This window comes from Citrobacter sp. H12-3-2, assembly GCF_009649895.1.
In the GTDB taxonomy this organism is placed as follows: domain Bacteria; phylum Pseudomonadota; class Gammaproteobacteria; order Enterobacterales; family Enterobacteriaceae; genus Citrobacter; species Citrobacter portucalensis.
In genome coordinates this window covers 138,305-160,146 of record NZ_CP045837.1, presented here as the reverse complement: position 1 = coordinate 160,146, position 21,842 = coordinate 138,305, and the positions used below count along the sequence as shown (strand labels likewise).

The 21,842-nt window shown below is 52.1% G+C and carries 17 protein-coding genes; 10 read left to right on the top strand and 7 right to left on the bottom strand.

From position 1 onward, the window contains the following. Nucleotides 1-149 precede the first annotated feature (149 nt). The 5 genes from selB to GHC22_RS00775 form a co-directional block, all read right to left on the bottom strand. Nucleotides 150-1,994: a selenocysteine-specific translation elongation factor gene (selB, locus tag GHC22_RS00795; RefSeq protein ID WP_103284579.1), complete on the bottom strand. Its 1,845-nt coding sequence runs from the start codon at nucleotides 1,992-1,994 to the stop codon at nucleotides 150-152. Further along, a complete protein-coding gene (gene selA, locus GHC22_RS00790) occupies nucleotides 1,991-3,382 on the bottom strand; it encodes an L-seryl-tRNA(Sec) selenium transferase (protein ID WP_008786452.1) in 1,392 nt (463 codons plus the stop codon). Before selA ends, selB begins: the two co-directional genes overlap by 4 nt. A 98-nt stretch (nucleotides 3,383-3,480) precedes the next feature. After that, nucleotides 3,481-4,089, bottom strand: a complete 609-nt coding sequence (locus GHC22_RS00785) for a glutathione S-transferase (RefSeq protein WP_008786453.1) — start codon at nucleotides 4,087-4,089, stop codon at nucleotides 3,481-3,483. 97 nt (nucleotides 4,090-4,186) lie between these two features. Beyond that, the gene (locus GHC22_RS00780; protein WP_003827339.1) at nucleotides 4,187-5,323 is read right to left on the bottom strand and encodes an HlyD family secretion protein; all 1,137 of its coding nucleotides are present in this window, start codon (nucleotides 5,321-5,323) and stop codon (nucleotides 4,187-4,189) included. A gap of 2 nt (nucleotides 5,324-5,325) precedes the next feature. Beyond that, on the bottom strand, nucleotides 5,326-5,688 hold the full coding sequence (locus GHC22_RS00775) for a DUF3302 domain-containing protein (protein ID WP_003827338.1): 363 nt from the start codon (nucleotides 5,686-5,688) through the stop codon (nucleotides 5,326-5,328). 531 nt (nucleotides 5,689-6,219) lie between these two features. On the opposite strand from GHC22_RS00775, the gene mtlA reads away from it, so the two are divergent. From mtlA to mtlR, 3 genes are all read left to right on the top strand, one after another. Beyond that, a complete protein-coding gene (gene mtlA / locus GHC22_RS00770; protein WP_008786455.1) occupies nucleotides 6,220-8,133 on the top strand; it encodes a PTS mannitol transporter subunit IICBA in 1,914 nt (637 codons plus the stop codon). 138 nt (nucleotides 8,134-8,271) lie between these two features. After that, nucleotides 8,272-9,420: a mannitol-1-phosphate 5-dehydrogenase gene (mtlD, locus tag GHC22_RS00765; RefSeq protein WP_020996057.1), complete on the top strand. Its 1,149-nt coding sequence runs from the start codon at nucleotides 8,272-8,274 to the stop codon at nucleotides 9,418-9,420. Beyond that, nucleotides 9,420-10,007 (top strand): mannitol operon repressor MtlR, encoded by a 588-nt coding sequence (gene mtlR / locus GHC22_RS00760; protein WP_003024179.1) that lies wholly within the window; start codon nucleotides 9,420-9,422, stop codon nucleotides 10,005-10,007. The genes mtlD and mtlR overlap by 1 nt, the downstream gene beginning before the upstream one ends. Before the next feature lie 12 nt (nucleotides 10,008-10,019). Here the strand turns inward: mtlR and GHC22_RS00755 are convergent, their stop codons facing one another. Next, entirely contained in the window at nucleotides 10,020-10,226 is a 207-nt protein-coding gene (locus GHC22_RS00755) for a hypothetical protein (RefSeq protein WP_032945348.1), read from the bottom strand. A 292-nt stretch (nucleotides 10,227-10,518) separates the two neighbouring features. Here GHC22_RS00755 and GHC22_RS00750 point away from each other — a divergent pair, with 292 nt between their 5' ends. The 7 genes from GHC22_RS00750 to trmL all read left to right on the top strand — a co-directional run bounded on the left by GHC22_RS00750 (nucleotide 10,519) and on the right by trmL (nucleotide 20,823). Continuing rightward, nucleotides 10,519-10,881, top strand: coding sequence for a YibL family ribosome-associated protein (locus GHC22_RS00750; protein ID WP_071446115.1), 363 nt, complete (start codon nucleotides 10,519-10,521; stop codon nucleotides 10,879-10,881). Nucleotides 10,882-11,369: 488 nt separating this feature from the next. Then, entirely contained in the window at nucleotides 11,370-12,011 is a 642-nt protein-coding gene (locus tag GHC22_RS00745) for a DUF3251 domain-containing protein (RefSeq protein ID WP_153752042.1), read from the top strand. 43 nt (nucleotides 12,012-12,054) lie between these two features. Beyond that, entirely contained in the window at nucleotides 12,055-16,398 is a 4,344-nt protein-coding gene (gene sadA, locus GHC22_RS00740; protein WP_153752040.1) for a trimeric autotransporter adhesin SadA, read from the top strand. A gap of 295 nt (nucleotides 16,399-16,693) precedes the next feature. Then, a complete protein-coding gene (lldP, locus tag GHC22_RS00735) occupies nucleotides 16,694-18,349 on the top strand; it encodes an L-lactate permease (RefSeq protein WP_048215310.1) in 1,656 nt (551 codons plus the stop codon). After that, nucleotides 18,346-19,122 (top strand): transcriptional regulator LldR, encoded by a 777-nt coding sequence (gene lldR, locus GHC22_RS00730; protein WP_003024170.1) that lies wholly within the window; start codon nucleotides 18,346-18,348, stop codon nucleotides 19,120-19,122. Before lldP ends, lldR begins: the two co-directional genes overlap by 4 nt. After that, nucleotides 19,119-20,309, top strand: coding sequence for an FMN-dependent L-lactate dehydrogenase LldD (gene lldD, locus GHC22_RS00725; RefSeq protein ID WP_008786460.1), 1,191 nt, complete (start codon nucleotides 19,119-19,121; stop codon nucleotides 20,307-20,309). The genes lldR and lldD overlap by 4 nt, the downstream gene beginning before the upstream one ends. 40 nt (nucleotides 20,310-20,349) lie before the next feature. After that, nucleotides 20,350-20,823, top strand: a complete 474-nt coding sequence (trmL, locus tag GHC22_RS00720; protein ID WP_003827329.1) for a tRNA (uridine(34)/cytosine(34)/5-carboxymethylaminomethyluridine(34)-2'-O)-methyltransferase TrmL — start codon at nucleotides 20,350-20,352, stop codon at nucleotides 20,821-20,823. 181 nt (nucleotides 20,824-21,004) lie between these two features. Here the strand turns inward: trmL and cysE are convergent, their stop codons facing one another. Beyond that, a complete protein-coding gene (cysE, locus tag GHC22_RS00715) occupies nucleotides 21,005-21,826 on the bottom strand; it encodes a serine O-acetyltransferase (protein ID WP_003024160.1) in 822 nt (273 codons plus the stop codon). Nucleotides 21,827-21,842 lie beyond the last annotated feature (16 nt).

Below are 21,842 nucleotides of genomic sequence, written 5' to 3'. Positions count from 1 at the left end.
CGAGTGAAATTTCCAACAAAATATGATCGTGGTTGTTATTTTAATAACACTTACAATTAAAAAGCACATTAGGTTCATAATCTAATGTGCTTATTTCAATCAACATCTATTTTGTATTAATTCATTTAATCCATGAATTAATTGTTTCATTATTTTTCAGGGAACAGCAAGGCATCGCGTAATAAATGATCATTTCCCCGACGACGAGTAAAACCAATGCGGTCAAAATATTCCAGAATTTGGATAGCCAATTTGCGCCCAACGTTAAGCCTGTCGCGAAAATCGGCGGCACATGTCGATCCCCTTTCCTGATCCAGTTCGCGGATCATATTGGCAAAGGCCACAATCCGATCGTTACGGTAATAACGATCTTTCACGATCGCGGTAATGATGCCTTGCTGTGCCGCTTGTCGTAACGCCACACGCATCATCTGTTCATCCGTTCCCGTCTGTTTTGCCAAATCGCGCACCCACCACGGCTCATCGCCAAAAAGCGGTTCTACTTTTTGCCAGATTGCCAACTGCTCATCGCTGAAACCCGCCTTATGTTCCGGCAAATGCAACCAGCCATGATGGCTATGAATAGCGCCACTCTCGCGCATCTTTTCAATTAGCAGCAATACCAGCGCTTCGTCTTCCATCGGCAAAGCCATACGGCGCAGGCGCTCGCGCCCGGGCCCTGGTTCATCACGGTGCTGCTCATGGTAGGTCGCCAGCGTATCGAGAACTTTCCGCTGCCAGCGCGCGGCAACGGGGGCATTCAACAGGCTGTATCCCGCCTGAATAAATCCATGTTGCTCAATCAACGGACGCATACCATTGCCATTGAGCTGACGCGCCCAGGCAAAGTCAGGAATATTCACCGCCCCACGCGCCAGGTGCAGCGCCAGAGCGTCACCGTCAGTCTGCGCGTTTTCCAGCGCCGACAGCCACTGCAAATATTCCGGCTTACGCTTTCCGCGTCGCGGCGGATTAAGCGTCACAACACGTGCACCTGCCAGCGTTGTACGGGCAGAAATATCACGCAGCACCAGACGGTCGTTATCGGCAAGCCAGAGTGGTGTATCAAACACCAGTTCAGCTAGTGTCCCTTCAAGCAGAGAGATACGCCCGGTAACATGGCTAGCCGCGTGGTGAATATGCAACGGTTGCCACTGCATCAGCGGCGCGGCATGTTCTAAAGAAACAATCACGCGGGTAAAAGCCTCTGGCGGCGCATCGGAAAGCAGCCAGTCGCCGCGGTTTAGTTCTTCTTTTTGCGCATCACCGGCAATATTCAGCGCAATACGTTGTCCCGCTTGCGCGCGGTCGGTGGCCTGATTTTGTGCATGCAGGCTACGTACGCGCATCGGTTTGTTGACGCCCGTGAGCCACAGCGTGTCACCGACATTCACTTCACCGCTGAGCGCCGTCCCGGTCACCACCAGCCCTGCGCCTTTGACCGTAAAGGCACGGTCAATCGCCAGGCGGAAGCTGTGATCGCGGGCATGCTCGCGCGACGTTAATTGCAACAAATGGTCACGCAGTTCCTCGATGCCACGGCCTTCACTGGCCGCAGTGACGAAAAGCACCGACTCCGCGAAACCATAATTCCCCAGCGTGGCCTGAATCTCCGCACGCACCTCTTCAATTCTTGCTTCGTCTACGCGGTCGGCTTTCGTGAGTGCCACGGTGATCTGCGGATTGCCCGTCAGCTGCAGAATTTGCAAATGCTCACGGGTTTGCGCCATTACGCCATCATCACACGCCACCACCAGTAACGCGTGATCGATGCCGCCGACCCCCGCCAACATGTTGGACAGAAACTTTTCGTGTCCAGGAACGTCGATAAACCCCAGCACCCGCCCATCCGGCTGCGGCCAGTAGGCATAGCCGAGATCGATGGTCATGCCGCGCTTTTTTTCTTCCGGCAGACGGTCGGCATTCACACCGGTAATCGCCTGTAATAACGTTGTTTTTCCGTGGTCAACGTGTCCGGCGGTTGCAATAATCATTTCAGCATCATCTCCATAAACCGGGTCTCGTCTTCAAGGCAGCGCAGATCCAGCCATAAGCGGCCATCATAAATTCGCCCAATAACCGGCACGGGCAGCGTACGCCAACGGGCTGCCAACGCTTCAAGGCGGCTCCCGCGCCCGTCATGTGGGGTAAAGGTTAGCGCCGCGCTGGGCAGCCTATCAACAGGTAGTGAGCCGCTGCCAATCTGCGACAGGCAAGGCATCACATTCAGGGCGAACTCATCACCGTAATGCTCTGCAAGCTGTGCCTGTAATTGCTGTGCCTGCGCGTGGATCGCTTCTTGTGAGCGGGTGAGCTGGCGCAATGTGGGCAACTTCTCCGCCAGTGCTTCCGGGTGCAGATAGAGCCGTAGCGTAGCTTCCAGCGCAGCCAGTGTCATTTTATCTGCCCGTAATGCGCGTTTCAGCGGATGGCTCTGCAAACGAGCGATCATCTCTTTTTTACCGACAATTATCCCAGCCTGCGGCCCGCCCAGCAGTTTATCGCCGGAGAAACTCACCAGACTGACGCCAGCGGCAATCAGTTGCTGCGGCATCGGCTCCTGCGGCAAACCATACTGGCTGAGATCGACCAGCGAACCACTGCCCAGATCCGCCACCACCGGTACATCCAGCTCCTGGCCAATTACGGCCAGCTCCGCCTCATCCACCGACTTTGTGAAGCCTTCAATGCTGTAATTACTGGTATGCACTTTCATCAGCAGACCGGTGTTTTCATTCACTGCCTGGCGGTAATCTTTCGCATGGGTCCGGTTGGTGGTCCCCACCTCGCGTAGAATGCATCCGGCCTGACACATGACGTCCGGAATACGAAACGCGCCGCCAATTTCCACCAGCTCGCCGCGAGACACAACCACCTCTTTGCCGTTCGCCGTGGCGGCCAGCATCAGCAGAACAGCTGCCGCATTGTTATTGACGATACAGGCGTCTTCCGCCCCCGTCAGACGGCAGAGTAAATCCGCCAGGGCCCGATCCCGATGTCCCCGCCCGGCATCATCCAGACTATATTCCAGCGTCACCGGCGTGCGCATCGCCTGTACCACCGCTTCAATTGCTTCTTCAGCCTGCGACGCGCGCCCAAGGTTGGTATGCAGCACCGTTCCGGTCAGGTTAATCACCGGGCGTAGCGCGCTTTGCGATTCTCGTTCCAGCCGGGCGCTGGCTTCTTGTGCCCAGTCCTCACACCATGCCGGGAGCGCGTGCGTGTCGCGAATAGCTTCTCTGGCTTCGTCGAGCATGTGACGCAGCAGGTCAACCACCCGGGTATGGCCGTGAGATTCACGTAAGGCTGGGAAGGCGCTATCGCGCAATAAACGATCGATAGCAGGAAGCTGGCTGTAGAGTGAACGCATGTCGGTTGTCATGAAAGGGCCTGGCTGTTGGTGGCCCTCTCCACCGTGGAGAGGGATATCGATATAGGAAGGATTGTACCGTGACTTTGCTCAGGCGGACATAATACGCATCAAGCCTTTGGCGGTTCTGTACGGGCAAAACTCTCGCGTTGAAAGAGCGTTTCCACCAGTTTGACCAGACGGGGGCGATCAACACACCAACCGGGCGCAACCCGACGGAAATTGAGATAACCGACGGCGCAGGCAATCGCAATGGTTGCCAGGTTAACCGTATCCGTTTTCAGCGTACCATCCGCCAGATAGCCTTCCAGCACATCCAGACTACGGGTGATCTTCTCACGCTGACGTAACAATTCAGTTTCTGACTGCTGCGCGGCAGGGCGAGCCTGTTCGCGCACCGAAACTAAACCGGCATCCATAATGCCGTCTGCCAACGCTTCCAACTGGCGTACCTTCAGCGCAGCCAGCGGATCACGCGGCAGCATGGCTGGTGCAATATCCAGTAGCTCTATATATTCCGCGATGATAGGAGAATCAAACCAATACTCGCCCGCATCGGTGACCAACGCGGGTACTTTACCTAACGGGTTATAGCGCGCCACGCCGCTATCCGCGTTATAGGGGAGTTCATTCACAAATTCGAAGGTGATGCCCTTTTCCAGTAACAGAATAGAAATTTTACGCACAAAAGGGCTGGTATAGCTGCCAATGAGTTTCATGCCGGGTCCTTTTTACCAACAAAAAAGCGGTGCCCAACGATAGTGGGACACCGCTTAGTATGGCTCAGGTCACTGAAAATGGCAGGTGATGGCAGTCTCAATGATCCAAATAAAGGTAATGCATCCAACTGGTCATGCGCAGCAGTACTTTACGCATTACCGACACGTGGGCGAAATGGTCGGAATAGACTGCAACCTGAGCATAGATACCGTCCGGCAGCGCATCCACATCGGCATTCGGATCCAGCTCAATCGTGGCCAGCACGCCATCGGTACCCGGCACCACCGTTAAGGACTGTAATGCGCCCTGCGCCTGATAAGAACCGCCCGGAACGACCGGAAGAATACTGGTCAGCTTGCCGGTGAAAACCTGTCCAGGCAGCGCATTAAACACCACTTCCGCTTCATCGCCCGGCTTAAGGCGCAGCAGCGAGTTCTGGCGGAATTGCGCCACGATTTGCCGTTTTTGTTCAGGAATAAACACCATTACCGGACGCAAAGGTAATGCTGCTGCGTAAGTCCCCGGACGAATTAAAATCTGCGTGGCATAACCGTTGCTGGGGGCACGAACTACCGTCTGTTCAAGATTGTATTTAGCCTCGGCAAGCTGGGCACGTAGGGACGCAACCTGAGATTGCTCACCGTTGACCATACTGTCTAATTGGCTCTGTATCTGCGTCTGTTCTGCAACAGAGCCTTTGACCAGCGCATCCTGTGCCAGATAGTTTTGCCGGGCGTTATCGATATCGCTTTCAGAGAACGGGTTAACCTTCGCCTGACTGCCTTTCAAATAGCGTTGATAATCTTTATACAGACGGTCACGTTCAGCAGATACACGGGTGGTATTGGCGACCGCTTCCGACAACTGTGCTTTCAGGTTGTCGATGTTGTGCGTAGCGGTAACCAGATCAGCCTGCAGCCTGTCGACACGCGCCTGATACCGTACCGGATCGAGCTTAAACAGCACATCGCCTTTTTTAATTAGCTGATTATTTTTATCCGTTACCTCACTAACAATTCCTGTGACTTGCGGAGTGACCGGAATTGAAATAACCGCTTTTTGCGCCGTAAAGGTATATGGGTGGTTATAGTTCATTAATAAAATCAATCCCGCAACAATGAACACCCCACCTAATGCAGCGGTAGCAAGCGTCCATTGGTTTACCGGAATACGGAATATTTTAAAGATGGCCCAGGCAAAGGCCACATAGGTCAGGACTATCAACAAATCCATGATTAAATCTCCGGAAAGGTGGAGTTATCGGTTTTTTTCTCCCCATCCAGTCTTTTTTCCAACTGGGTGATTCGCGCTGCCAGCGCGGCAATCTCAGGGTCTGACTCCTTTCCGGTCGGTGTGATGTGTGACTGCATTCCCCATCCCTTTTCAGGCTGGTAGAGCGTGGCCCAGATCCACAGGAACGGCCAAATAACATGAAGAGTGAACAAGCTCACCCATCCTGCAGTATGGATGGCATCGGCATGGGGATGGTTACGTTTTTTAGCCATGTTATAGGGAATATCGTGAATGGCGATGATTCCGTAAAACAGAACCAGAAAAACGAAGATCAGCACGCCCAACGCGAAATAATTTAGAAACATACCTGCCTCGAATTCACGCTAATTAGAGTTTTTTTATGCCGGCAGCCGTATGCACCCTGGCTGATGTTTTGAACATAACTGGAGTTAAGGGTTTTTGCCATACCACAAAATAAATATTTTTTCTGGTGAGAAGTTGCTTTGTTTTGCAATAAAAAATGTCGGGGGTAGAACCTGCCGCAGATCACATCTGAAAAATTTCAGATGAAAATACTTTGCGATTCACATCACAAAAATCCAACAAACAAGGAAAGCAAAAATGTGAATCACTTCACATTTAATCCTCATTTTCAGCGAATTATTGCACTGCGATGTTTTTTTGTACCGGTATTTTGTGATGAAAATCACATTAACTAACGCCATACACCCTATATTTACGTGACGAATGTCACATAAAAGGCCGTCGACTGGACAGTTGAACGATTCAGTGCCAGATTTCGCAGTATCTACAGGGTCCGGCTACCTCCTGCCGCTACATTAACAAACCTCGGGCTTTCAGCCTGCGTGATAGCAAACATAAGAAGGGGTGTTTTTATGTCATCCGATATTAAGATCAAGGTGCAAAGCTTTGGTCGATTCCTCAGCAACATGGTGATGCCAAATATCGGCGCGTTTATCGCGTGGGGTATTATCACCGCATTATTCATTCCGACAGGGTGGTTGCCGAACGAAACGCTGGCGAAGCTGGTCGGCCCGATGATCACCTATCTGCTGCCGCTACTGATCGGTTATACCGGTGGTAAACTGGTTGGCGGCGAGCGTGGCGGCGTAGTTGGTGCAATCACCACCATGGGCGTTATCGTCGGCGCGGACATGCCAATGTTCCTCGGCGCGATGATTGCAGGTCCACTGGGCGGCTGGGCGATCAAACACTTCGACAACTGGGTAGACGGTAAGATCAAATCCGGTTTTGAGATGCTGGTGAATAACTTCTCCGCTGGCATCATCGGTATGATCCTCGCCATTCTGGCATTCCTTGGCATTGGTCCATTGGTTGAAGCACTGTCCAAAATTCTGGCGGCAGGCGTTAACTTCATGGTTGTCCATGACATGCTGCCGCTGGCATCGATTTTCGTTGAACCGGCGAAAATCCTGTTCCTCAACAACGCCATTAACCACGGTATTTTCTCACCGCTGGGTATTCAGCAGTCCCATGAGATGGGCAAATCCATCTTCTTCCTGATTGAAGCAAACCCGGGTCCGGGTATGGGCGTCCTGCTGGCGTACATGTTCTTCGGTCGCGGCAGCGCTAAGCAATCTGCAGGCGGCGCGGCTATCATCCACTTCCTGGGTGGTATCCACGAAATTTACTTCCCGTACGTGCTGATGAACCCGCGCCTGATCCTGGCCGTTATTCTCGGCGGTATGACTGGCGTATTTACCCTGACTATCCTGAACGGCGGTCTGGTTTCTCCGGCGTCTCCGGGTTCTATCCTGGCCGTGCTGGCAATGACACCTAAGGGAGCTTACTTCGCTAACATCGCTGCTATCTGTGCGGCTATGGCAGTCTCCTTTGTGGTCTCAGCCATTCTGCTGAAAACCAGCAAAGTGAAAGAAGATGATGACATTGATGCCGCAACCCGTCGTATGCACGACATGAAAGCGGAATCCAAAGGCGCATCCCCGCTGGCGGCTGGCGACGTCACCAACGACCTGAGCCATGTGCGTAAAATCATCGTTGCCTGCGATGCCGGTATGGGTTCCAGTGCCATGGGTGCGGGCGTACTGCGTAAGAAAGTACAGGATGCAGGGCTGTCTCAGATTTCCGTCACTAACAGCGCGATTAACAATCTGCCGCCGGATGTGGATCTGGTCATTACCCACCGTGACCTGACCGAACGCGCGATGCGCCAGGTGCCTCAGGCACAGCACATTTCGCTGACCAACTTCCTCGACAGCGGTCTGTACTCCAACCTGACCGAACGTCTGGTCGCTGCGCAGCGCCACAACGTGAACGAGGAGAAAGTTCGCGACCACCTGAAAGACAGCTTTGAAGAGGGTGATACCCACCTGTTCAAACTGGGTGCGGAGAACATCTTCCTTGGCCGTAAAGCGGCTAACAAAGAAGAAGCGATTCGCTTTGCTGGTGAGCAACTGGTGAAAGGCGGTTACGTTGAGCCAGAATACGTCGAGGCGATGCTGGACCGCGAAAAACTGACCCCGACTTACCTGGGTGAGTCCATCGCAGTACCGCACGGTACGGTTGAAGCCAAAGACCGCGTGCTGAAAACCGGTGTGGTGTTCTGCCAGTACCCGGAAGGCGTTCGCTTCGGTGAAGAAGAAGACGATATTGCCCGTCTGGTTATTGGTATCGCAGCGCGTAACAACGAGCACATCCAGGTGATTACCAGCCTGACCAACGCTCTGGATGATGAATCCGTGATCGAACGTCTGGCCCATACCACCAGCGTGGATGAAGTTCTGGAACTGCTGGCAGGTCGTAAGTAAGCGTTATTGCCCGGTGGCGATCACGCTTACCGGGCCTACAAAATCCTCTCCCTTGTGGAGAGGGTTAGGTTGAGGGGAAATCAATGCAGTCCCTCACCCCAGCCCTCTTGGGTAAAAACATTAATGAAGGTTAATACTATGAAAGCATTACATTTTGGCGCAGGTAATATCGGTCGTGGCTTTATCGGCAAACTGCTGGCGGACGCGGGGATACAGCTGACGTTCGCGGATGTAAATCAGGTCGTTCTCGATGCCCTGAATGCCCGTCATAGCTATCAGGTTCATGTCGTGGGTGAAAATGAGCAGGTTGATACCGTCTCCGGCGTCAACGCTGTAAGCAGTATCGGCGATGATGTTGTTGAACTGATTGCCCACGTAGATTTAGTCACTACCGCCGTCGGTCCGGTTGTACTTGAGCGTATCGCTCCAGCCATCGCCAAAGGACTGGTTAAACGCAAGGCGCAGGGCATCGCTACTCCACTAAATATCATCGCTTGTGAAAACATGGTGCGCGGAACGACCCAGTTGAAAGGCCATGTAATGAACGCGTTAGCAGATGAAGATAAAGCCTGGGTTGAAGAACATGTTGGCTTTGTCGATTCTGCCGTGGACCGCATTGTTCCGCCTTCAGCTTCAGCAACCAACGATCCGCTGGAAGTTACCGTCGAAACCTTCAGTGAGTGGATTGTCGACAAAACACAGTTCAAAGGTGAACTGCCAAATATCCCAGGAATGGAATTAACTGATAACCTGATGGCATTTGTCGAACGTAAACTCTTCACGCTGAACACCGGGCATGCTATAACCGCGTACCTCGGAAAATTGACCGGTCATCAGACCATCCGTGACGCGATTCTCGACGAGAAAATCCGCGCAGTGGTAAAAGGTGCGATGGAAGAGAGCGGCGCGGTACTGATCAAACGCTATGGCTTTGATGCAGCAAAACATGCGGCATACATTCAGAAAATCCTCGGTCGTTTTGAAAACCCGTACCTGAAAGATGACGTTGAGCGCGTGGGTCGTCAGCCGCTGCGTAAGCTGAGCGCAGGCGACCGCCTGATTAAACCGCTGCTGGGTACGCTGGAATATGGTTTGCCGCATGCGAATCTGGTTACCGGTATTGCGGCAGCGATGCACTATCGCAGCGAAGAAGATCCGCAGGCACAGGAACTGGCCGCGCTGATTGATGAAAAAGGCCCACAGGCCGCGCTGGCGCAAGTTTCCGGGCTGGATGCCAATAGTGATGTCGTGCTTGAGGCTGTTAACGCGTATAACGCAAAGAAATGATGCAGGACCTGGCGCAGGATATCCTGCGCCTGAATAATAGATTGTCAGATATGCAGGCAATAATGGAACAAACGCAGGCCTTTGAAAATCGTGTGCTTGAGCGTCTGAATGCTGGCAAAACCGTACGCAGCTTCCTCATCACCGCCGTAGAACTGCTCACCGAGGCGGTGAATATCCTTGTGCTTCAGGTATTTCGCAAAGACGACTATGCGGTGAAATACGCCGTAGAACCGCTGCTAGACGGCGATGGTCCGTTGGGCGATCTTTCTGTTCGTCTGAAGTTAATCTACGGCCTGGGCGTACTCAGTCGCCCGGAGTACGAAGATGCGGAGCTGCTGATGGCGCTGCGGGAGGAGCTGAATCACGACGGCAATGAATACGCATTCACCGACGACGAAATTCTTGGACCGTTTGGTGAACTTCACTGCGTGACGGCACTCCCGCCGCCACCCCAGTTTGATACCTCAGACTCTGGTTTGCATGCCATGCAGATCCAGCGTTACCAGCAGATGGTACGATCCACCATGGTCCTTTCCCTGACCGAGCTGATTTCTAAAATCAGCTTAAAAAAAGCCTTTCAAAAATAAGACGATGTTTGCTTATTTCTCTTCCTGCTGCGGTCGATACAGCTGCCGATAGTACGCCAGACGTTGCAGATACAGCTGCGCGTTTTCCTGCGGTATTTCTGAAGGGACAACGTTGCGCGGCGGTGTTTTATTCAAATATTCGCGAAAAGCCTGGCTTGAAGCCATAAAATCGACAGTTTTATCAATCAGGATTGAAACGTTCTCACCTATTTTCGCCATAATCTTCCCTCCTCCATGTATTAACCGCGCTCAGCCTGTGCGGTTGATCATTTAAGTTTAGGATCAGTTGGGTGTTTATATTGAGGAAAACGTGCTTCACCACGAACACGCCAATAAAAAGCACCACGGCCGATCTTATCGCTTAAAATTCCTTGTTAATCAATGCAGTAACATTATCATTAGCTAATTAATACTTACGGTATTTGATTATTTATCTTCGAGCAGTTGTGAATAATCCCGCTCTGCGCGCATACTATAGGGCATTCATCCTATTTTTATCAGAAGCTATCCTATGAAAGAAGTCGAAAAAAACGAAATTAAACGCCTGAGCGATCGTCTGGACGCTATTCGTCACCAGCAGGCAGACCTGTCCCTGGTTGAAGCCGCCGACAAATACGCCGAGCTGGAAAAAGAGAAAGAAACTCTGGAAGCCGAGATCGCACGCCTGCGTGAAGTTCACGGCCAGAAGCTGAGCAAAGAAGCGCAAAAGCTGACAAAACTTCCGTTCCGTCGGGCCATCACCAAAAAAGAGCAGGCTGACATGGGCAAACTGAAGAAAAGCGTGCGCGGCCTGATCGTCGTCCACCCGATGACCGAGCTTGGCCGTGAAATGGGCCTGAAAGAGATGACTGGCTTTGCGAAGAACGAGTTCTAAACACTCTCGTATCACAGGCTCTCAAGACACCCGTCGTACAGCGGGTGTCTTGAGAGCATCGGGCTATATTCCGAATTTTTCCCCATAAATATTTACACCGCTTATATACAAGTTCATTTTTAACGGCCCTCCCTGCTTTTCATGAAAATAAATTACTCCACCATGTCCATTTGTATTTATACAATGAATTTTTTCTTCCACTTTTCTCATGACCCGCAGAATATAATTGACCCACAAAATTAAATAACATTATCATCTATAAAACAATGCCCCATACATAAATATTATGATTATATTTTTATAAGGCATTGCCATGGGTAATTAATTAAAATTATCGAGCAATGGCTCAATCCTATAAAAGCAATGAATGTGTTCATTATAACCATGTATTAACGGGTTATTGACAATACTCGCAGGATGATGAGTTAGCTGTATAAATAATAGGTTAACTATTAATACTACATTAGTAATTAATAAGGATATTTTATATGCACAAAAATGGAAAATTCATTCCCCTGATTGTTTTGGGATTCACATTCTTGTTATCTGGTTGTGATTACTTTGCAGATAAACACCTTGTCGAAGAACTAAAAAAACAGCAAAAAGAACAAGAAGCAAAGATAGACCTTTTAGAAAAACAACAAACTACGCTTATCCAGGCGACCCAAAAGGTCGCCGAAGTCGTTGGCCGCATTGAACGTAAACAACGACTATTCGACTACACAGAACTGGACCCATCACAAACGCACTATTTTATTATTAACAACGGCAATATTGGATTAGCCGGGCGTATTTTATCTATTGAGCCAATAGATGATGGAAGTGTTATTCATCTTGATTTGGTTAACTTACTCAGCGTTCCCGTATCAAACCTGGCGTTTAATATGACGTGGGGTACGAAAAAACCTTCCGAGGCAAAAGATCTACCTCGCTGGCGACAACTCTTGCTCAACACGCAAATGGATTCGACAATCGAACTCTTACCGGGAGCATGGACCAATGTCACGCTGACATTAAAAGGCGTATCGCCCAATAATCTTAAGTATCTAAAAATAGGCATTAACATGAAGAATGTTATTTTCCAAAGCACACAACCTATTAACGATACAAAAAAGAAGCCCAAAAAATAATAGCTATTGATACAACTATTTTAGAAAAGGAAAGCATTTATCCATGAACAGAATATTTAAAGTCCTCTGGAATGCCGCTACGGGAACATTTATTGTCACCAGCGAAACCGCAAAAAGCCGCGGGAAAAAAAGCGGCCGTAGAAAGCTGGCGGTTTCCGCACTCATCGGTCTTAGCAGTATTATGGTTTCTGCGGATGTATTGGCCAATGCAGGTAAAGATACTGGCGACGGCGTTACTCCAACGGGTACCCAGACAGGAGGAACAGGGTGGATTGCAATTGGTACCGATGCCACAGCAAATACTTACACCAACGTTGATGGCGCAAGCGCCGCGATGGGTTATCACGCCTCCGCGATGGGGAAATGGAGTACCGCTATTGGTTCATACAGTGATTCATCCGGTGACTCTTCGCTAGCGCTCGGCGTAAAAGCAAGCTCAACCGGCAACCGTGCCATTGCGATGGGTGCCTCATCTTCAGCCGCGGGAAGTTATTCAATGGCAATGGGTGTTAATGCCAATTCGAGCGGTGAAAAATCGGTTGCATTAGGTAATAAAGCCACTGCGAGCGGAGCTACATCCGTTGCATTAGGCAATCAATCCACTGCGAGCGGCGACGACAGCACTGCATTTGGTAATGGCGCAAAAGCGATAGGCACCAACTCAGTTGCTCTTGGCACAGGCTCTACCGCCCAGGAAGACAATTCCGTCGCCGTGGGTAACAGCACCACGCAGCGGCAGATCACCTACGTTGCTAAAGGCGACATCAATTCCAGCAGTACAGATGCAGTCACAGGTGCGCAAATTTATTCTTTAAGTCAATCCGTCGCCGACCGACTCGGCGGAGGAGCTTCCGTTAATTCTGATGGTACAGTAAATGCGCCCCTCTACGAGGTAGGCACAGGCATCTACAATAACGTAGGCAGTGCGTTAAGCGCACTTAACACTTCTATCACGAATACAGAGGCCTCTGTCGCAGGGTTAGCCGATGACGCGTTGTTGTGGGATGACAGCGCAAGCGCATTCAGCGCCAACCACAGTGGAAGCGACAGCAAAATCACCAATCTGGCGGCAGGCACCCTGGCCGCAGACAGCACTGATGCGGTTAACGGCTCCCAGTTGTTTGATACAAATGAGAAAGTGGATCAGAATACTGCTGATATCACCACCAATACCGACAGCATCAACCAAAACACTGCCGATATTACCGCCAATACCGATAGCATTAACCAGAACACAACCGATATCGCCGCTAATACGACCAGCATTAACCAGAACACCACTGATATCGCCACCAATACCACCAATATCAATAACCTGAGCGACTCTGTTACCACGCTCACCGATGATGCCCTGCTGTGGGATGCTGACTCTGGTGCATTCAGCGCTAACCACTCGGGAAGCGCCAGCAAGATCACCAATCTGGCGGCAGGCACCCTGGCCGCGGACAGCACCGATGCCGTTAACGGCTCCCAGTTGTTTGATACAAATGAGAAAGTGGATCAGAACACTGCTGATATCACTACCAATACCGACAGCATTAACCAGAACACAACCGATATCGCCACCAACACCACCAATATCAATAACCTGAGCGATTCTGTTACCACGCTCGCCGATGATGCTCTGCTGTGGGATGCTAACTCTGGTGCATTCAGCGCTAACCACTCGGGAAGCGCCAGCAAGATCACCAATCTGGCGGCAGGCACCCTGGCCGCGGACAGTACCGATGCCGTTAACGGCTCCCAGTTGTTTGCCACCAACGAAAATGTGTCTCAGAACACCACTGATATCGCCACCAACACCACCAATATCAACAACCTGAGCGACTCAGTTACCACGCTCACCGATGATGCCCTGTTGTGGGATGCAGCCTCTGGCGCTTTCAACGCTAACCGCAACGGAAGCGCCAGCAAAATCATTAATGTCGCCGCCGGCGACCTTTCTGAAGACAGTACAGACGCGGTGAACGGCTCACAGCTGTATGAAACCAACCAGAAGGTAGATCAAAACACATCAGATATTGCAGATATCAATACGACGATCACCAACCTTAGCACTGATGCACTGAGCTGGGATGAAACAACGAGTTCGTTCTCTGCCAGCCACGGAAGTAGTACGGCAAACAAAATCACCAACGTTGCTGCCGGGGACCTTTCTGAGAGCAGTACCGACGCGGTTAACGGCTCGCAGTTGTTCGAAACCAATGAAAAAGTGGATCAGAACACGACCGATATCGCCGCCAATACCACCAACATCACTCAGAACAGCACCGCGATTGAGAACCTGAATACTTCTGTCTCCGACATTAATACGTCCATTACCGGCCTCACTGATAACGCTCTGTTATGGGACGAAGACATCGGAGCTTTCAGCGCAAACCACGGTGGAAGTACCAGTAAAATCACCAATGTCGCCGCCGGGGAGCTTTCTGAGGACAGTACCGACGCGGTAAACGGCTCACAGTTGTATGAAACCAACCAGAAGGTAGATCAAAACACCTCTGCTATCGCGGATATCAATACGTCCATCACCAACCTTGGTACCGATGCACTGAGCTGGGATGACGAAGAGGGTGCGTTCAGCGCCAGCCACGGTACCAGCGGTACCAATAAGATAACCAATGTAGCAGCAGGTGAAATCGCCAGTGACAGTACTGACGCCGTTAATGGCGCTCAGTTGTATGAAACAAACCAATTAATCGCACTGAATAATGAAGTTATTTCCAATTTAGCTGGTGATACCAGCGAAACCTACATCACTGACAACGGTACTGGTGTGAAATATATTCGCACTAACGACACCGGGTTAGCTGAAGATGACGCACATGCTTCTGGCGTAGGTGCAACAGCAGTTGGTTACAATGCAGTTGCATCAGGTGTTAGCAGTCTCGCTTTGGGTAAAAATAGTAGCAGCACAATTGATACAGGTATTGCGCTGGGTAGCGGATCTACATCAAACCGCGCTATTTCATCAGGCATACAAGCAACGAGCGTAACAAGCGATGGCGTCGTCATTGGTTACGATACAACAGACAGAGAGTTGCTGGGCGCGTTGTCATTGGGGACGGATGGAGAAAGCTATCGTCAAATTACCAACGTTGCGGACGGCTCTGAAGCACAAGATGCAGTAACAGTTCGTCAGTTACAAAATGCCATTGGTGCGGTCGCCACTACACCGACCAAGTACTACCACGCAAACTCAACGGAAGAAGATTCACTGGCTGTCGGGACTGATTCACTGGCAATGGGTGCGAAAACCATCGTCAATGCTGATGCAGGTATTGGTATTGGTCTGAATACACTGGTGATGGCTGATGCCATCAACGGTATTGCTATCGGTTCTAACGCACGCGCCAACCATGCAAACAGTATTGCAATGGGTAATGGTTCTCAGACCACTCGCGGCGCACAGACTGACTACACCGCCTACAACATGGACGCACCGCAGAACTCTGTCGGTGAGTTCTCTGTCGGCAGTGAAGACGGTCAACGTCAGATCACTAACGTCGCGGCGGGTTCGGCAGACACCGATGCCGTAAACGTTGGTCAATTGAAAGTCACCGACAGCCACGTTGCCGCAAATACCGAAAGCATCAATAACCTGAATACGCAGGTGAGTAGCCTTGATACCCGTGTCACCAATATCGAAAATTCTGTCGGCGATATTGTCACTACGGGGAGCACCAAGTACTTCAAGACCAACACCGATGGCGTAGATGCAAATGCCCAAGGTACGGACAGCGTCGCGATGGGTTCCGGATCTATTGCGGCTGCTGAAAACAGCGTGGCGTTAGGTACAAATTCAGTCGCAGATGAAGCTAATACGGTGTCTGTCGGTTCTTCTACTCAGCAACGTCGTATTACCAATGTTGCCGCAGGGGTGAACAACACTGACGCGGTTAATGTGGCGCAACTGAAAGCCTCAGAAGCAGGTTCCGTTCGTTATGAAACCAATACCGATGGCTCGGTTAACTACAGTGTGCTCAACCTGGGAGATGGGAGTGGCGGTACCACTCGGATCGGCAATGTTTCAGCGGCGGTGAACGATACGGATGCGGTGAACTATGCGCAATTGAAACGCAGCGTAGAAGAAGCAAATACCTATACCGATCAAAAAATGGGTGAAATGAACAGTAAAATCAAAGGAGTAGAAAACAAGATGAGCGGCGGTATTGCCTCAGCAATGGCCATGGCTGGTCTTCCACAAGCTTACGCACCGGGAGCCAACATGACCTCGATTGCTGGGGGTACGTTTAATGGTGAAAGTGCCGTCGCCATTGGTGTCTCCATGGTAAGTGAAAGCGGGGGCTGGGTGTATAAATTGCAAGGAACCAGCAACAGCCAGGGCGATTACTCTGCAGCCATTGGTGCTGGCTTCCAGTGGTAATGAAGTAACAATACTCCCGACATCAAAGGCAATGGCATCATGCCATTGCCTTTTCACTTCTCTTTGTTGCCCTCACCCCTCAATTGGCCCTACCAATTTTAGCCAGATCATACCAACACCTCACATTTCATTAAAATGTGAGTACAATAGCGTTGCCAATAAATAACATTTGATTAACCATTCATTGTCATTACCCCTACACAACAATATTGGCAGGGCCACTTTTACACATAGTGTGACGAAGATTTGAGCAAAGACTCATTCCATTATGTCGGCGGCCCCCAGGAGACCTGCAATGAATCTCTGGCAACAGAACTACGACCCGGCCGGTAATATCTGGCTTTCCAGCCTGATCGCATCGCTCCCTATCCTGTTTTTTTTCTTCGCCCTGATTAAGCTCAAGCTGAAAGGCTATGTTGCGGCGTCCTGGACGGTGGTGATTGCTCTGGCAGTCGCCCTGCTGTTTTACAAAATGCCGGTCGATCACGCGCTGGCATCCGTAGTGTACGGTTTCTTCTACGGTCTGTGGCCAATTGCCTGGATCATTATCGCCGCGGTATTCGTCTATAAAATCTCGGTGAAGACCGGACAGTTCGACATTATCCGATCATCGATACTCTCGATTACCCCAGACCAGCGTCTGCAAATGCTGATTGTCGGTTTCTCCTTTGGGGCATTCCTCGAAGGAGCGGCAGGCTTTGGCGCTCCGGTAGCGATTACCGCCGCACTGCTGGTTGGTCTTGGCTTTAACCCGCTGTATGCGGCAGGTTTGTGCCTGATCGTAAATACCGCGCCGGTCGCTTTTGGCGCAATGGGCATTCCGATTCTGGTCGCCGGTCAGGTTACCGGACTGGACAGCTTCGAGATTGGCCAGATGGTAGGTCGTCAGCTGCCGTTCCTGACCATTATCGTGCTGTTCTGGATTATGGCGATTATGGATGGCTGGCGTGGTGTCAAAGAAACCTGGCCTGCGGTGATGGTCGCTGGCGGATCGTTTGCTATCGCACAGTACCTCAGCTCTAACTTTATCGGGCCGGAACTGCCGGACATCATCTCTTCTCTGGTCTCACTGGTGTGTCTGACGCTGTTCCTGAAACGCTGGCAGCCGGTACGCATCTTCCGTTTTGGCGATATGGGCGCTTCGCAGGTCGATATGGATCTGTCACGCACCCGCTACACCGCTGGGCAGGTGGTACGCGCCTGGTCACCGTTCCTGTTCCTGACCGCTACCGTCACGCTGTGGAGCATACCGCCGTTTAAAGCGCTGTTTGCGCCAGGCGGCGCGATGTACCACTGGGTGGTCAATATTCCGGTTCCGTTCCTCGACAAGCTGGTTGCCCGTATGCCGCCGGTCGTACACGAAGCCACGGCCTACGCGGCGGTGTACAAATTTGACTGGTTCTCCGCGACCGGTACCGCAATACTGTTTGCCGCCCTGCTGTCTATCGTCTGGCTGAAAATGAAGCCATCTGCTGCGCTGCAGACCTTTGGTAGCACGCTGAAAGATCTGGCGCTGCCTATCTACTCCATCGGGATGGTGCTGGCGTTCGCGTTTATCTCTAACTACTCCGGGCTTTCATCCACCCTGGCACTGGCCCTGGCACATACCGGCAGCGCATTTACCTTCTTCTCGCCGTTCCTTGGCTGGCTGGGGGTATTCCTGACCGGGTCCGACACCTCATCAAACGCATTGTTCGCCGCCCTGCAGGCCACGGCCGCTCAGCAAATCGGCGTTTCGGATGTGCTGATGGTGGCCGCAAATACCACCGGCGGCGTGACCGGCAAGATGATCTCTCCACAATCTATCGCTATCGCCTGTGCGGCAGTGGGATTAGTGGGGAAAGAGTCTGATCTGTTCCGCTTTACCGTGAAGCACAGTCTGATTTTCACCTGCATGGTGGGTGTGATTACCACGCTGCAGGCCTATGTCTTAACCTGGATGATTCCATGATAGTGATGCCCAGACGCCTGTCAGACGAAGTCGCATCTCGTGTGCGGGCGCTGATTGAAGAACAACAGCTGGAGGCGGGCATGAAGTTGCCCGCTGAGCGCCAACTGGCCGTACAGCTCGGCGTATCGCGCAACTCGCTGCGCGAGGCGCTGGCGAAACTGGTGAGCGAAGGCGTGTTGATTAGCCGTCGTGGCGGCGGGACGTTTATCCGCTGGCAGCATGAGGCATGGTCTGAACAAAACATCGTTCAGCCGCTGAAAACTCTGCTGGCAGACGACCCTGATTACAGTTTCGATATTCTGGAAGCCCGCCACGCCATCGAAGCCAGCACCGCCTGGCATGCAGCTATGCGTGCCACTGCTGCCGACAAAGAGAAGATCAGACTCTGTTTCGAGGCCACACAAAGCGAAGATCCAGATCTCGCCTCGCAGGCAGACGTTCGCTTTCATCTCGCCATTGCGGAAGCCTCGCACAACGTGGTGCTGTTACAGACCATGCGCGGTTTCTTCGACGTATTACAGTCTTCGGTGAAACAGAGCCGTCAGCGTATGTACCTTGTGCCGCCCGTATTTTCGCAACTGACGGCGCAGCATCAGGCCGTCCTGGATGCGATTGTTGCCGGAGATGCCGACGGAGCGCGTAAAGCAATGATGGCGCACCTCAGTTTTGTCCACACCACGATTAAACGATTTGATGAAGATCAGGCCCGCCAGGCGCGTATCACCCGCCTGCCCGGTGACCCTGGTGAGAATAGCAGGGAGAACAACACATGATTATTTCAGCAGCCAGCGACTATCGCGCCGCAGCCCAGCGCATCCTACCCCCCTTCTTGTTCCACTATATAGACGGTGGGGCGTATGCAGAGCACACTCTGCGCCGTAACGTGGCAGACCTGTCTGAAGTGGCACTTCGCCAGCGCGTGCTGAAGAATATGTCCGACCTGAGCCTGGAGACAAAGCTGTTCAACGAAACGCTCTCCATGCCGGTGGCCCTTGCACCTGTCGGTCTGTGCGGCATGTACGCGCGCCGGGGCGAAGTTCAGGCCGCCGCCGCCGCTGATGCCAAAGGCATTCCATTTACGCTTTCCACGGTATCCGTATGTCCGATTGAAGAAGTCGCCCCAACCATCAAACGTCCGATGTGGTTTCAGCTATATGTTCTGCGCGATCGTGGCTTTATGCGCAACGCGCTGGAGCGCGCCAAAGCGGCAGGTTGCTCCACGCTGGTCTTTACCGTCGATATGCCAACACCGGGTGCACGCTACCGTGACGCCCATTCCGGGATGAGCGGCCCAAATGCCGCACTACGCCGCTACTGGCAGGCAGTCACCCATCCACAGTGGGCATGGGACGTTGGCCTGAACGGTCGCCCACATGATTTAGGCAATATCTCGACTTACCTTGGTAAACCTACCGGTCTTGAGGATTACATCGGCTGGCTGGCGAATAATTTCGATCCGTCGATTTCCTGGAAAGACCTCGAGTGGATCCGCGAATTTTGGGATGGTCCGATGGTGATCAAAGGGATCCTCGATCCCGAAGATGCCCGAGACGCCGTACGCTTTGGTGCGGACGGTATCGTTGTCTCTAACCACGGTGGTCGCCAGTTAGACGGCGTGCTGTCTTCAGCTCGCGCGTTACCCGCTATTGCCGATGCGGTAAAAGGCGATATCACCATTCTGGCAGACAGTGGGATCCGCAACGGTCTGGACGTCGTACGTATGATTGCGCTGGGCGCGGATAGTGTTCTGCTGGGACGTGCTTATCTGTACGCGCTGGCCACCCACGGTCAGGCCGGGGTGGCGAATCTGCTGAATCTGATCGAGAAAGAGATGAAGGTGGCAATGACCCTTACCGGGGCGAAATCGATAAGCGAAATCAGCCGTGATTCGCTGGTACAGGAACTGGGCAAACAGGTGGCTGACTACCCGATGCAGCCCAAACGTGGAAATGCGGCGTAAACGTTAATTTGCTATGCTGCCCCGTACTTAAGGGGGCAGCATGCTAAACATCGTTTTATTCGAACCAGAAATCCCGCCAAATACCGGCAATATTATCCGTCTTTGCGCCAACACCGGCTTTCGTCTGCATATTATTGAGCCAATGGGCTTTACCTGGGACGACAAGCGCCTGCGTCGCGCGGGGCTGGATTACCATGAATTTACCGCTGTGCTACGCCACCCTGATTACGCCGCCTTCGTCGCCGCAGAAAATCCGCAACGTCTGTTTGCCCTGACCACCAAAGGTACGCCAGCGCATAGCGCGGTAAGCTATCAGGATGGGGATTATCTGATGTTTGGCCCGGAAACTCGCGGTCTGCCAGCCAGCATCCTCGACGCGTTGCCAGCCGAACAAAAAATTCGTATTCCGATGATGCCGGACAGTCGCAGCATGAACCTGTCGAATGCGGTGTCGGTGGTGGTGTATGAGGCCTGGCGCCAGTTAGGTTATCCCGGCGCAGTATTGCGTAGTTGATTTTTGTCGGATGGCGGCTGACGCCTAATCCGACCTACGAAAGAATTTACCGTTATTTTTCGAGCGTTATCGGCGCAGTCAGGTTGGACACGGACTGCGCTTGCCGACCTGCGCGTATACGTAGTACGTGAGGATGGCGAGCACAGCCCGGGTTCAAGATGACAAGTAAGATAGCTCGAAATCAGATGCCATCGCCGTATTCGAACGTATGATGTATCCCGTTGAAATGCTGATCCATATCCATAGACGGTTTATCGCTGTCTGGCTTACCGACGATGCGCGCCGGTACGCCTGCGGCGGTGGTATGCGGCGGTACGGGCTGTAGCACGACCGAACCTGCGCCAATCTTCGCGCCGCGCCCGACTTCAATGTTGCCGAGAATTTTTGCGCCCGCGCCAATCATCACCCCTTCACGAATTTTTGGATGACGATCACCGCCGGCTTTACCGGTCCCGCCAAGCGTAACGGATTGCAAAATAGAGACATCGTTTTCAATTACGGCGGTTTCACCCACCACAATACCGGTGGCGTGATCGAGCATAATCCCACGGCCAATTTTTGCCGCCGGATGAATGTCTACCTGGAAGGTAACGGACACCTGATTTTGCAGGAAGATCGCCAGCGCCTGACGCCCCTGATGCCACAGCCAGTGACCGATACGGTAGGCCTGAAGCGCATGAAAGCCCTTCAGATACAGCAGTGGAGTGGAATATTTATCGACAGCCGGGTCACGCGTGCGTACTGCCTGAATATCGCAGGCCGCTGAGGCAATCATTTCAGGATCGGCCGCGTAGGCCTCTTCTACGACTTCGCGAATCGCAATGGCGGGCATGATTGGAGAAGCGAGTTTATTCGCCAGCATATAGCTTAGCGCACTGCCGAGATTTTCATGCTTGAGCAGCGTTGCGTGGTAAAAACTGGCCAGCATTGGCTCACATTCCGCCAGTGCCCGGGCTTCCGCTTTAATGTTTTTCCAGACGATATCCAGTTCTTCACACGGCATTGCGTACTCCAAAAGG